This is a genomic window from Actinophytocola sp. (genome assembly GCF_035712165.1).
In the GTDB taxonomy this organism is placed as follows: domain Bacteria; phylum Actinomycetota; class Actinomycetes; order Mycobacteriales; family Pseudonocardiaceae; genus DASYTH01.
The window spans coordinates 1-13,005 of the sequence record NZ_DASTBH010000472.1 but is presented as its reverse complement, the minus strand read 5'-3'; the positions used below and the strand labels follow the sequence as shown (position 1 = coordinate 13,005).

Below are 13,005 nucleotides of genomic sequence, written 5' to 3'. Positions count from 1 at the left end.
GATGAAGGGCCGTTCGGTCAACAGGGTGCGGCGGCCTAGCCAGATAGGCACACTTGATGGTTTGGGCGAGCACCACTGCGCTCAGGGCAGCCGATGAAGTGCGCTGGCATTGCGGCAGATCAGGTCTTCCCTTCGCGGACATCCTTCCCCTGTTCGGCGAACGCCTTGAAATCCTGCATGTGCTGTTGCGACTGCTTGTGGAAGGCGCCGGGCATCAGAAGCCCCACCAGCCGCATCAGCAGGCCGCTGAACCGGTATTCGCTCTCGCTCTCCCAGAGCGTCGTCTCCGGATTGGCTTCGGTCAGCCGATCGCGCACGACGCTCCACATGCCCGCGCCGACGATCTCGCGGTCGAAGTGAACGACGCTCTCTTTTGGGATCCCGTGCAGGTCTGCCGGATCCCGGCGTGTGATCGTTTCGGTGCACTCGATCTTCCGCTGCCCCGACTGCATCACGACCCGCGACTTGGTACCGAGCTGCCCGTGTATCCCATTCACCGGCTCGTGCATCACCAAGCCCCGCAGCCACTTCGGTAGGTGTGCCGGGTCGGCGAGCAGTTGGGCCACCCGCTCCCGCTGCAGGGCGATCTCGATCGAGTTGGTGTACTTCATCGCGCATTCTTTCTAGGTGTGGGACAACGTCAGGGAAGCCGGTCAGCCCACCGCAGCGGGGATGTCAGGTCGGGTCGGGTGCGTAGAACTTGGTGGTGGCCTCGACTGCGGCCGCGACGTGCTCCGGTTCGCCACCGGCGGCCAGGTGAGCCTTGCCCCATGCCGCGGCGCTGCGTCGGATGAATTCGCGCTGTTCGGGCGACTTCTGGACCCCCTCGTGGTCGGCGGTCTCGCCATCGGCCAACAGTCGGGCCAGGGCGAGGAGAGCCAGGTCCCAGCCAACGCCGCCGGCACCGGGGCCGTAGGTCGGGAAGAGGGGCTCCTCGACGACCGCTGCGTGGATCAGCTCGAATTCGGTGTCGCCGGTCGGGCCCGGGGCCAGGCGCACTTCCACCTCGCTCGTGCCGGGCCAAGCGTCGGCGTCCGGCCCGTAGAGCCAGGACACCTTGAGCAGGCGCGGCGGCTCGCACTGGAGGATCTCGCCGTGCTCACCACCGTCCAACTGGAACTTCCCGCCAAGCCGCAGATCCCCGGTGACCGGTTTCAACCAGCGATGCAGCCGCTCGGGGCTGGTCACGGCGTCCCAGACGTCCTCGATCTGCGCTTCGTATCGACGCCGCACCTCGATGGTGTACGCGTCGCCGGCGGGCACACTGCCCTTGCCCATTGCCCGGTGCGCGGCGGCCAGTTCCTCCAAGATGTCTTTCATGTCATGTCCCTTCGCTGATGGATCGGTTTCGTCCGCATCTCGGTTCCCAGAGCGTCGAGGCGTTGTTCCCACAACCGGCGAAACCGGTCCAGCCACGCGCCAACCTCGCTCAGCGGCGCGGGCTCGACGGCGTAGGTCTGCTCACCGTCAGCGAGCAGCTCCAGAATGCGCCGGCGCGCCGGGTCGCCAAGGATGTCGAACGCGTGCACGAACCGGGATCGTACCAGTCCACACTTATATAAGTCAGTGCTGGCATCATGACGCCACGCTTAGAGTTCGTCGTCGTTCGCGGATTCTGCGGTAGCAGACGAGTGCGGAGGATGCTGGCGAAGGAGGAAGCTGCCTTGCGTTCGTGGCCGCCGGGGCCCGCCCCGCTGGACCATCGAACGCCTCCCGATCTGCGAGGTTCCTTTCTAGCAGCGCATGCTCGGCGGTGGCCGGGTCAGGATCGAGCCGGTGCAGTCGGCGGCCCCAGCGGGCTTGCGCGGCGGTGGGATGCGGGCCGGCGTCAACCAGACGGTGGCCGTAGGGTGGGCGGCCGCCGAGGTAGCGGCCCTGCTCGACGGTCTGGGTGCGCATCGCGGCCAGCACCCGGAATCGCGAGCGCTGCACCTCCCGCCGGGACTGCGCGCCCAACATCATGACCAGCGCTTCATGGGTCGGATCACTGGGGTTGACGGGGCCGTGGGTTCCGGCAACCACACCGCCACGTGCTCGGCAAAGACGGGCAGCAGACGGGCGAGTTGGTCTCCGCAGAACGCCCGTTCGTATTCGCCGACCACCACCACGTCAAAGCCGCGGTCGGGCCCCGTGGTCCGGTCCAGTGCCGCAGCCGTCAGCACTTCCTCGGCTCAGGGGTCATCGACTTCACCAACGCCGCCATGGTGCGGTCATCAGAGATGACATTGAATTGTCAACGCCGCCGGGGTCGGTCTGCCTTCGGGGAGGGAATCTCGGTCAAGTCATTGCCTGGCCGCGGATGTCCGGTCTTTCCGCTTGCGCCGGTTTCGTTCTTGGCGTTCCCGTTCGCGGCGGCTGTAGGTCGCCTTGCGGACGGTCTCCTCGTCCTCCAGGCTCGACCCGAGCGCGCCGGCGACGATCCCGACCGAACTGCACAGCCACACCAGGTTCAGGTACGAACCCAGACCGACCGGGTGTCCGAGCGTCTGCGCGAAATAGCCGCTGTCGATCACGACGAGGGCCGCGATCAGCGCCAGCACGAACAGGATGCCGTACATGCACGCCACCCCGAACGCCAGCGTGGTCGCCGTGGAAACGTTGTACATCAACGCCTTGCGTCGCTCGGCAGCCTCGGACGGCCGGTCCCACAGGTGGTTGTACATCATCAACCACACCGTCATGATCAAGACGGTGACCACCGTGATCCCCGCCAGCCGCAGCGGGGCCAGCGCATCCGCGAGCCTCCAGAACGAACTCGTGATGACGCCGTAGGCGGCGGTCCCGGCCGCCGCCGCGGTGGCGCCCGCCAGGTGTGGTACGAGCCGCCATGGACGGTTGTCCCGCACCATCCCCGCCAGCAGCCGTAGCTGGCCACGCAGGCCGACCAGAGCGAGGTGGGTTACGGCGGACCGGTGTCCGCCGGACATCCGCTGCGTCGGGGCCAGCACCTCACGCAACCGTGCCAGCGCCCCCCGCCGGCCGTGATCCCCGTCGATCCCGAGCCGCGGCGACACAAGCTGCCGCACCACGCGGATCAGCAACACCCGTGCCCGATGACGCACCAGGACGGCGCCGAGCGCGGGCAGCGAGATCATCGCGACACCGTGCTCGACGTCGATTCCCGCGACGATGGGTTTCGTCCCCGCGCGCCGGGGCAGATCGGTCACCAGGACGAGCAGGTCCCAGCCCCGGTCCTGGCGGTGCCGCTGCGACAACGTGCGCATCGGGATGTCACCGTCTTCGTCGAGCGGCAGCTGCTCTACCTGATGCTCCACACGCCACCGCGTCGCCCCGCTCACCCGGGTGGCGAAAGCCCCGGGCAGATCGTCAGCGATCGTCGCCATCACCTGCTCCGGCAGCCCTTCGTCGGCCAACACCCCGACGACCACCTCGTCCGGTCCGCTCATTCATCACCTCACCGTCGCCGGATTCCCCCGGCGGTCCTGACCAAACCGCGCGCGGTCATGACCGGTGGCTTGGTCAGGGTTGGTTCCCGAGGCTGACGCGCAGCTCAGGGCGGTCGGCACCGCGCACGACCACGAGTGGCACCTGGTCCCCGGGCTTCGTGGAGCGCAGGACATTGACCAGATCCTGAGGGTTGTGCACGTCGGTGTCGCCGAGCTTGACGATGACGTCACCCGGGCGGATGCCCGCCGCGGCCGGTGAGTTCGGGGCGACGGCGAGGACGAGCGCACCGTCCTGGGTCTTGACGCCGAGACGATCCCGGATGGTCTGGGTCAGCTCCCCCACGGACACACCAAGGTAGGGCTGCGTGACGGTGCGGCCGGAAAGCAGGCGCTCGGCGACGTCCACCGCGGTGCCGGCCGGGATCGCGAACCCGATCGAGACCGCCCCCGCCTGCGGCGGTAGGTAAGCCTCGTTGATGCCGACCACCTGACCCTGGATGTCCAGCAGTGCGCCGCCGGAGTTGCCAGGAGAGATCGGTGCGTCGGTCTGGATGAGATCCGTCGGCGACGGGCCCTGCGCGTCGGCCGGGAGCGATCGGTGCAGGCCGGAGACGATGCCCTCGGTGACCGAGTTCTGCAGCCCCAATGGGCTCCCGATGGCGAGCACCCGGCAGGCCTGGCGCGGTTGGTCGTTCCGGAACCGCGCCGGGGTCAGGCCCTTGCGCTCGCTTCGCACGACCGCCAGATCGTTCCCGGGGTCGGTGCCGATCACCGTCCCGGCGGATTCACTGCCGTCGGCGTAGCTGATGACCAGGTCGGTGTGGTTCGCCACGACGTGCTGGTTGGTGATGATCACATCCGGCTTGTAGACGACACCGCTGCCGAGCCCGTCCGAATGCCGCAGGGTGACCACGCTCGGCGCGGTGTCCTCGACGACGCTCACGAAGCTGCCTTCGTCGCAGGGTTGGTTCGGCGCGGACGCCTGGAACGGCGCTGCGGGCGCGGAGCACGCGGCGGTCACCAGCACCAGTGCGCCGATCGCGGTTGCGCGGTGAGATGTCTTCATCGTCGCCCTCCGAGAACGCGATTACCGGTTGATCGGGGTCCTGTCGCCGGACTGTTCGAGGTGCTCGTGCACCAGGCGGATGGCCATCGCGCCCTCGCCGACGGCGGAGGCGACCCGTTTGATCGATCCACTTCGGACGTCGCCGACGGCGAAAACGCCCGGTTGGCTGGACTCCAGCGTGAGCGGGCGGCGTTCGGCGTTGGCCCAGGCGCCCGGGTTCGCCGACACGTCGACGTCGAAGCCGGTGCGGACGAACCCGTGGCCGTCCAGCTCGAGGGTCCCGGTCAGCCATGCCGTGCCTGGCTCGGCCCCGATGAACACGAACATGGCGCGCGCGTCGAGGTTGCGGCGGGCACCGGTCACGTTGTGCTCCACCACGATGCCGTCGAGGGTGGTGTCACCGAGCAGCTCGCGGACCTCGTGATGCTCGAGGACCTCGATGCGCGGGTGACGTTCGACGTTGTCGATCAGGTACCGGGACATGCTCTTGGTCAGCTCGCTGCGGCTGAGCAGGTAGACCTTGGGAACGGTCTCGGCGAGGAACACGGCAGCCTGGCCGGCGGAGTTACCGCCACCGACCACCGCGACCGGGTCGAGCCGGCACTGTGCGGCCTCGACCTGGGTGGCCGCGTAGTAGACGCAGCTGCCTTCGAACAGGTCGAGGCGCCGCACGGCGAGCTTGCGGTACCGGGCGCCAGTCGCGATCACCACCGTGGGTGCGGTGAGCTGGGTTCCGTCGTCGAGGGTCAGCACGTAGTGGCTGTCCGGGCAGCTCAGCGCGGTCGCGGTGACCGGCACGGTGGTGCGCGCGCCGAACTTGCCGGCCTGGATCACGGCTCGCTCGGCCAGCTCGGCACCGGAGATGCCGGACGGGAAACCGAGGTAGTTCTCGATCCGCGGCGAGGTGCCGGCCTGGCCGCCGGTGGCGACGGCGTCGACGACGATCGTGGTCAGACCTTCGGATGCGGAATACACGGCGGCGGCGAGACCGGCCGGCCCGGCACCGACGACCAGCAGGTCGCAACTGCCCTGCGCGGCGTCGGTGGCCGGCAGACCGATCATCCTGGCCAGCTCGGCGTTGCTCGGGTTGCGCAGCAGTTGCTCGCCCTTCCAGATGACGACCGGGGTGTCCTCCGGTCGGATCCCGAAGCGGCGCAGCAATGTCTCGGCCTGCTTGTCCCGCTCCGGGTCGATCCACCGGTGCGGCAGCCGGTTGCGGGCGGCGAACTCGCGCAGCCGCTTGGTGTCCGGCGAATAGCACGAGCCGATGATCCGGAAGCCGGCGCCGAGGCCGATCAGCAGCGAGCGGCGAATCAGGCAGGCCCGGATGATGACGTCGCCGAGGGTCGGGTCCCGCTCGACCACCGTGCGCAGCCACTCGACGGGGACGGCGAGCACCTCACCCGGCTCCACGACCACCGCGCTGGAGAAGGCCGGCTGACCTTGCAGCAGGCCGAGCTCGCCGAGGAACCGGCCGGGGCCGTGCACCCGGATGATCCGCGCGTCTTGACCGAAACCCTGGACCGTGGCCGCCTTGCCGGACAGGATCACGAAGAACTCATCGCAGCGCTCGCCCTCGCCGAACAGCACCTCATCCGGTCGCGTCATCCGGCGCTCGCCGTGCGCGGCAAGGGTGTCGATCTGATCCTCGGACAGTCGCGGGAACGCCCCTTGCAGATCGGGTGTCTCCGGCAGCTCCCCCTGCTCAGACAAAGGCTTCATGGACATAGCACCAGCGCCACCTTTCACCTGGTTCGAGCGACGCGACGATCGGATGGCCGAGGTGGCCCGCGTGCGCCCGCGCGTGCTTGCCGGGTGATGAGTCGCAGCAGCCGACGTGCCCGCAGGTCAGGCACACCCGCAGATGCACCCAGCCAGTCCCGAGGGCGAGGCACTCCTCGCAGCCCTGCGGCGTGCGCGGCACCACCTGCCGCACCATCGCCAGATGTGGATCACCGGTCAACGTGGTCACTGGGACGCCTCTCGAAGTTCGGATGTGGAGGTTTCGGTCTTGGCGATCGCGGTGTCCACCCACTCGCCCAGCACGTGCGCCGGTGCGGCACCTGGCTGGCGGGCGATCACCTCTCCCCGGTGCAGCATCAGCAAGGTCGGCACCGCGCGAACGTCGAACCGCTGGGACAGCCGGGGCGCCTCGTCGACGTTGACCTTGACCAGCTTCAGCCGCCCGGCGCGGTCCTTGGCCACCTGCTCCAGCGCCGGGCTGACCATCCGGCACGGGCCGCACCACGGCGCCCACAGGTCGACCAGGACGAAGATCGTTGCCTGCTCGGCGACCTCGGCGAAGTCGGCGTCCCCGGCGTCGACCATCCACGGCAGCGGCGACCTGCAGTTGCCGCAGCGCGGGTGGCCCGGCCCGGCCGGCCGCACCCGGTTCTGCCGTCCACAGTGTTCGCACTGCACGATCCTGGGGGTGCTCATGTGGATGTTCCCATGAGTGCGTCCTCGAACTGGACGACGAGTTCGTCGTCCCGGGTGTCGACGACGATCGCCCGGCCCTCCTCGATGTCGCCGCGCAGCAGCGCCCGGCCGACCCTGGTCTCCACCTCGTGGGCGATGTAGCGGCGCAGCGGCCGGGCGCCGTAGACCGGATCGAACCCGTGCCGGGCGATCAGCGTGCGGGCGTTCTCGGTGACTTGCAGGGCAATGCCCCGGTCGGCCAGCCGCCGGCGCAGCTCCTCGAACTGCAGGTCGACGATCTTCTCGATCTGCGGGAGTCCGAGCGGGGTGAACAGCACGATGTCGTCGACCCGGTTGAGGAACTCCGGCCGGAAATGCTGGCGCAGCTCGGACATCACCAGTGCGCGGGCGTCCGGCTTGATCTCGCCCTCCGGGGTGACCCCGTCGAGCAGGTGCATCGAGCCGATGTTCGACGTCATGATCAGGATGGTGTTGCGGAAGTCGACGGTGCGGCCCTGTGCGTCGGTGATCCGCCCGTCGTCGAGCACCTGCAGCAGCGTGTTGAACACGTCGGCGTGCGCCTTCTCGATCTCGTCGAACAGCACCACCGAGTAGGGTTTGCGGCGCACCGCCTCGGTCAGTTGACCGCCCTCCTCGTAGCCGACGTACCCGGGCGGGGCGCCGATGAGCCGGGAGACGGTGTGCCGCTCCTGGTACTCGCTCATGTCCAGGCGAACCAGGTTCTCCTCGGTGTCGAACAGCGCCGCGGCAAGGGTTTTGGCCAGCTCGGTCTTCCCGACCCCGGTCGGACCAAGGAAGATGAACGACCCGATCGGCCGGCGCGGATCCCGGATCCCCGACCGCGCACGGATGATCGCGTCGGCCACCAGCCGGATCGCCTCGGTCTGCCCGATCACCCGCTCCGCCAGGATCTCGTCGAGCCGGAGCAGCTTGTCCCGCTCCCCTTCCTGCAGGCGGGATACCGGGATCCCGGTCCACGCGGCGACAATCTCGGCGATCTCGTCCTCGGTGACGACCTCGCGCAGCAGCCGGTTCCCACCCTGCTTGACGGCCAGCTTCTCCTCTTCGCCAGCAAGCTTGCGTTCCAGCTCGGTGAGCCTGCCGTAGCGCAGCTCGGCGGCCCGGTTGAGGTCGTAGGCGCGTTCGGCCTCCTCGGCCTCCTGCCGGACCCGCTCGATCTCCTCGCGTAGCTCCTGCACCCGGCGGATCGCCCGTCGCTCGGCCTCCCACTGCGCGCGCATGGCATCGGCCTGGGTCCGCAAGTCTGCCAGCTCCTTGCGCAGCTCCTCGAGACGCGCCTGGCTGGCGTTGTCCTTCTCCTTGGACAGCGCGGCGTCCTCGATCTCCAGACGCATCACCCGGCGGGTGATCTCGTCCAACTCGGCCGGCATCGAGTCGATCTCGGTGCGTAGCCGGGCGCAGGCCTCGTCGACCAGGTCGATCGCCTTGTCGGGCAGGAACCGGTCGGTGATGTAACGGTGGCTCAGCATCGCGGCCGCCACCAGCGACCCGTCCTGGATCCGGACCCCGTGGAACACTTCGAGACGCTCCCGCAGTCCGCGCAGGATCGAGATGGTGTCCGGCACGCTCGGCTCGTCGACCAGCACGGTCTGGAAACGCCGCTCCAGCGCGGCGTCCTTCTCGATGTGCTTGCGGTACTCGTCCAGCGTGGTCGCGCCGATCATGTGCAGCTCACCGCGGGCCAGCATCGGCTTGAGCATGTTGCCCGCGTCCATCGCTCCCTCGGCGGCACCGGCACCGACGACCGTGTGCAGTTCGTCGACGAACAGCAGGATGCGGCCCTCGCCGGCCTTCACCTCGGCCAGCACGGCCTTGAGCCGCTCCTCGAACTCACCGCGATATTTGGCGCCGGCCACCAGCGCGGCCAGGTCGAGCGCGAAGATTGTCTTGTCCCGCAACCCTTCCGGCACATCGCCGCGGACGATCCGCTGCGCCAGCCCCTCCACGATCGCGGTCTTGCCCACCCCAGGATCACCGATCAGCACCGGGTTGTTCTTGGTCTTCCGGGACAGGATCTGGATCACCCGGCGAATCTCCGCGTCCCGCCCGATCACCGGATCCAGCTTCCCCGAGCGCGCCTCGAGCACGAGGTCCCGCCCGTACTTCTCCAACGCCTCGTACGCCACCTCCGGGTTGGCCGAGGTCACCCGCTGGTTGCCGCGGATCGAGGTCAGCTCGGAAAGGAAGGATTCCCTGGTGACGCCGCGCTGTTTGAGCAACCTGCCGGCGGTGCTCGCCGAGCCCTCGTCGGCCAGCGCGAGCACCAGGTGCTCGACCGAGACGTACTCGTCCTTGAGCCGCTTGGCCTCCCGCTCGGCTGCCTCCAGCAGCGTGGCGAGTCTCCTGGTGACGTAGACCTGGCCGGGTGTCGTCCCGGGACCGGTCACCTTCGGCTTGCGGGCAAGGTCGGTCTCGACGTCGGCGCGCAACGCCTCGACGTCGACACCCGCTCCGGCGAGCAGGCGGGACGCCAGGCCGTCCTGCTGGTCGAGCAGGGCGGCCAGCAGGTGCTCACCGTCCACTTCGGTGTGGCTGTGCCGCGTGGCGATGGACTGCGCCTCCTGCAACGCTTCCTGGGACTTCTGGGTCAGGCGGTTCATGTCCATGGAAGTTCAGCCTCCGGTGGTCTGCCGTGCCCGGCTTGCCCGCAGCTCGGCCTCGAGCGTCTCGATGCGGTCCAGCAGGTCGAGCACGAGCCCGATCGCGTTGTAGTTCAAGGAAAGGCCGGCATGCAGCCGCTGGATCCTGGCTACCGTCACGGGTGCGGTCGCGGCGAACCACAGCTGTCCCGTCGCGTCTCGGGAGGCGTCCAGCAGGCTGAGCGCGACGAACCTGCGGATCAGCTCGGGGTGCAGGCCGGTGCTTCTGGCCAATGTGGCCACGCTGAGCCGGCGGGGACGAGCCAGCGCGTAGGCGTTCATCGCTGCCTCCTGGGGTCGAAGGTCGACTCGGCGGCCAGCCGCTCGAACAGCTCCCGCTCCCGGTTGGTCGGCTTGGGCGGGACCATGATCCGGACCTCGACGTACAAGTTTCCCGGTGTGCCACGGGAGTTGGGCATGCCCTGACCCCGCAACCGAAGCCTGCGCCCGCTCGACGAGCCCGCCGGCACCTTGACCTTCACCTCGCCGCCGGGCGTGCTGACCGGCACCGTGGCCCCGAGCGCGGCCTCCCACGGCGTCACCGGAACGTCGACGGTGATGTCCCGGCCGGACAGCCGGTAGTTGCGGTCCGGCTTGATCCGCACGATCAGGTAAAGGTCACCGCTCGATGCGTTGCCACTGCCCTGCCCACCCTGACCGGCCAGCCGGATCCGTTGCCCGTCGACGACTCCCGGCGGGATCGTGACGTCGTAGGTCCGTTGCCCGGCCGGCCCGGCCAGGGTCACCTTGCGGTGGCCGCCCCGGTAGGCCTCCTCGACGGACAGCTCGAGCTCCGCCTCCTGGTCGGCCCCCGGGATCGGCCCGCCACCGGACCACCCTGACCGGCCACCGAACATGCCACCAAGCAGGTCGTCGATGTCGATGCCGCCGAAACCTTGTCCAAAGTGGACATCGTCGCCGACGTCGACCCGGACGCCACCGCCGCCGCGCGAGCCGCCGGACCGGAACCGCTGCCCCGCGGTCACCCGCTCGTCGAAATCCTCGGGCACCTGGCGGAAGTCGGCGCCGAACCGGTCGTAGCGCTTCCTGGTCGCCGGATCGGAGAGCACGTCGTAGGCCTCGCTGACCTCCTTGAACCTCTCCTCGGCGCCCGGATCCCGGTTCACGTCCGGGTGATAGGTCCTGGCGAGCTTGCGGTATGCCTGCTGCACCTCCTCGGGGCTGGCATCCCTCGACACGCCGAGCACCTCGTAGAAATCACCTGCCACCGCCCGCTCACCCCCGCCGGCTGACCGTCACCGCGGCCGGTCGCAGTTGCCGTTCCCCGTTGCCGTAGCCGGGCCGCAGCACATCCACAACGGTGCCCGGCGGGACATCGGGCGCGTCCACCGCGGCGACCGCCTCGTGCGTGGCGGTGTCGAACGGGACGCCCGTCTGGTCCTGCCGGCGGTAGCCGAGCGCGTCGAGGACCGCGACCGCCTGATCGCGGACCGCCGCGACCCCGGCCACGATCGCGCCGGGATCGGCCTCGGCGTGGGCGAGCGCGCGCTCGAGGTCGTCGAGCACCGGCAGCCATGCGGCGGCGACCCGGTCGCGTTCGACGGCCCGCTCGCGCTGCAGCTCCCTGGCGTAGCGTTTGCGCAGGTTGTCGAGATCCGCGACCGCTCGCCGCCAGCGGTCCTCCAGCTCAGCGAGTTCGGGGGATGGCGCCGCCGGCGCCGGGTCCGCCAGCGTCGGCGGCTGCTCCGAGTGGTGTTGGGTGGACATCGCGTCAGCTCCGGTCGAACTCGGCGTCGATGACGTCCTCGTCGGATGCGGGTTGGGTGCCCGCGCCACCGTTGTCCTCACGCGGCGGTCCCGTGTGGCCGTTGCCGGTCGGCCGGGCGGCCGCGAGGCCGTGGTAGAGCTGCTGCAGCTCCGCGGTCAGCGACCGCACCCGGTCCAGCGGCGCCTCGTTCTGCACAGCGTCCCGGGCGTCGTTGACCAGCATCTCGGCGCGGGCCCGGTCGTGCGCCGCCGCGGCGTCGCCGAGCTCGGCCAGCCGCCGCTCCACCTGGTAGGCCACCGAGTCCAGCTCGTTGCGGGCGTCGACGGCCTCGCGTACGGCCTTGTCCTCGGTCCGGTGCCGCTCGGCCTCGGCCATCATCCGCTCGACCTCGCCGGGGTCGAGGGTGGATGCCTCGCTGATCTCGATGCCCTGTTCGGCGCCGGTGTCCTTGTCGCGTGCCTTGACGTGCAGGATGCCGTTGGCGTCCACATCGAAGGTGACCTCGACCTGCGGCTCACCGCGCGGCGCCGGACGGATGCCGGTCAGCTGGAACCGGCCGAGCACCCGGTTGTCCGCGGCCCGCTCGCGTTCTCCTTGCAGCACAACGACGTCCACCGCCGGCTGGTTGTCCTCCGCCGTGGAGAACACCTCGGTGCGCCGGGCCGGGATCGTCGTGTTCCGCTCGATGATCTTCGTCATCACTCCGCCCCGGGTCTCAACACCCAGGGACAGCGGGGTGACGTCGAGCAGCAGGACGTCGGAGACCTCGCCCTTGAGCACCCCGGCCTGGATCGCCGCGCCGATCGCGACGACCTCGTCCGGGTTGACCGTCATGTTCGGGTCCTTGCCGCCGGTCAGCCGCCGCACCAGGCTCTGCACGGCCGGGATCCGGGTCGAGCCGCCGACCAGGATCACCTCGTCGATGTCATCCGGACCGACCTTGGCGTCGGCCATCGCCTGCTGCACCGGGCCAAGACAGCGCTGCACCAGGTCATGGGTCAGCTCGTCAAAGAGGGACCGCCGGACCGTGGTGGTCAGATGTTTCGGTCCGGAAGCGTCAGCGGTGATGAACGGCAGGTTCACCTGCGTCTGGGTCACCGAGCTGAGCTCGACCTTCGCCTTCTCCGCCGCCTCGAACAACCGTTGCAGCGCCTGCGGATCCTGACGCAGGTCGATGCGGTTGTCCTTCTGGAACCCGTCCGCGAGGTGGTCGACCAGCCGGCGGTCGAAGTCGTCACCGCCGAGATGCCCGTCGCCCGCGGTGGCCCGGACCTCCACCACGCCGTCGCCGACGTCGAGCAGGCTGACGTCGAAGGTGCCGCCGCCAAGGTCGAAGACCATCACGGTCTCGTGGCTCTTCTTGTCCAGCCCGTAGGCCAGCGCGGCCGCGGTGGGCTCGTTGATGATCCGCAGCACGCCGAGTCCGGCGATCTTACCGGCGTCCTTGGTGGCCTGGCGTTGTGCGTCGTTGAAGTAGGCCGGCACGGTGATCACCGCCTCGGTGACCTTCTCGCCGAGGAACTTCGACGCGTCGTCGACCAGCTTGCGCAGCACCTGCGCGCTGATCTCCTCCGGCGAGTACAACTTCCCGTGCACCCGGAAGCGGGCCAGACCTCCCGGCCCCTCGGCGACGTCGAATCCGACGGCCTTGGCCTCCTCGGAGATCTCGTCATAGCGGCGCCCGATGAACCTTTTCGCCGAATA

At 69.3% G+C, this 13,005-nt stretch carries 13 protein-coding genes; all 13 read right to left on the bottom strand.

Annotated elements, in window-relative coordinates; translation table 11 throughout:
- Positions 1–119 precede the first annotated feature (119 nt).
- On the bottom strand, positions 120–611 hold the full coding sequence (locus VFO68_RS26585; protein ID WP_325161123.1) for an SRPBCC family protein: 492 nt from the start codon (positions 609–611) through the stop codon (positions 120–122).
- 64 nt (positions 612–675) lie between these two features.
- Positions 676–1,320, bottom strand: coding sequence for an SRPBCC domain-containing protein (locus tag VFO68_RS26580; RefSeq protein WP_325161122.1), 645 nt, complete (start codon positions 1,318–1,320; stop codon positions 676–678).
- Positions 1,317–1,529, bottom strand: coding sequence for a hypothetical protein (locus tag VFO68_RS26575; RefSeq protein WP_325161121.1), 213 nt, complete (start codon positions 1,527–1,529; stop codon positions 1,317–1,319). Before VFO68_RS26575 ends, VFO68_RS26580 begins: the two co-directional genes overlap by 4 nt.
- Before the next feature lie 753 nt (positions 1,530–2,282).
- On the bottom strand, positions 2,283–3,407 hold the full coding sequence (locus tag VFO68_RS26570; RefSeq protein WP_325161120.1) for a hypothetical protein: 1,125 nt from the start codon (positions 3,405–3,407) through the stop codon (positions 2,283–2,285).
- A 73-nt stretch (positions 3,408–3,480) separates the two neighbouring features.
- Positions 3,481–4,473 carry a S1C family serine protease gene (locus VFO68_RS26565; RefSeq protein ID WP_325161119.1) on the bottom strand — a complete coding sequence of 331 codons (993 nt, stop codon included), beginning with the start codon at positions 4,471–4,473 and terminating at the stop codon, positions 3,481–3,483.
- Between the two features lie 21 nt (positions 4,474–4,494).
- Positions 4,495–6,195 carry an FAD-dependent oxidoreductase gene (locus tag VFO68_RS26560; RefSeq protein ID WP_325161118.1) on the bottom strand — a complete coding sequence of 567 codons (1,701 nt, stop codon included), beginning with the start codon at positions 6,193–6,195 and terminating at the stop codon, positions 4,495–4,497.
- Positions 6,179–6,412, bottom strand: coding sequence for a UBP-type zinc finger domain-containing protein (locus VFO68_RS26555; RefSeq protein WP_414635581.1), 234 nt, complete (start codon positions 6,410–6,412; stop codon positions 6,179–6,181). The genes VFO68_RS26560 and VFO68_RS26555 overlap by 17 nt, the downstream gene beginning before the upstream one ends.
- A gap of 29 nt (positions 6,413–6,441) precedes the next feature.
- Entirely contained in the window at positions 6,442–6,912 is a 471-nt protein-coding gene (trxA, locus tag VFO68_RS26550; RefSeq protein ID WP_325161116.1) for a thioredoxin, read from the bottom strand.
- The gene (clpB, locus tag VFO68_RS26545) at positions 6,909–9,539 is read right to left on the bottom strand and encodes an ATP-dependent chaperone ClpB (RefSeq protein WP_325161115.1); all 2,631 of its coding nucleotides are present in this window, start codon (positions 9,537–9,539) and stop codon (positions 6,909–6,911) included. Before clpB ends, trxA begins: the two co-directional genes overlap by 4 nt.
- Before the next feature lie 6 nt (positions 9,540–9,545).
- Positions 9,546–9,854 carry a chaperone modulator CbpM gene (locus VFO68_RS26540; protein WP_325161114.1) on the bottom strand — a complete coding sequence of 103 codons (309 nt, stop codon included), beginning with the start codon at positions 9,852–9,854 and terminating at the stop codon, positions 9,546–9,548.
- Complete coding sequence (locus VFO68_RS26535; protein ID WP_325161113.1) at positions 9,851–10,801, bottom strand: DnaJ C-terminal domain-containing protein; 951 nt, start codon at positions 10,799–10,801, stop codon at positions 9,851–9,853. Before VFO68_RS26535 ends, VFO68_RS26540 begins: the two co-directional genes overlap by 4 nt.
- Positions 10,802–10,808: 7 nt before the next feature.
- Complete coding sequence (locus VFO68_RS26530; RefSeq protein WP_325161112.1) at positions 10,809–11,300, bottom strand: nucleotide exchange factor GrpE; 492 nt, start codon at positions 11,298–11,300, stop codon at positions 10,809–10,811.
- 4 nt (positions 11,301–11,304) lie between these two features.
- On the bottom strand, positions 11,305–13,005 hold a 1,701-nt coding region (dnaK, locus tag VFO68_RS26525), incomplete at its 5' end, for a molecular chaperone DnaK (RefSeq protein ID WP_325161111.1).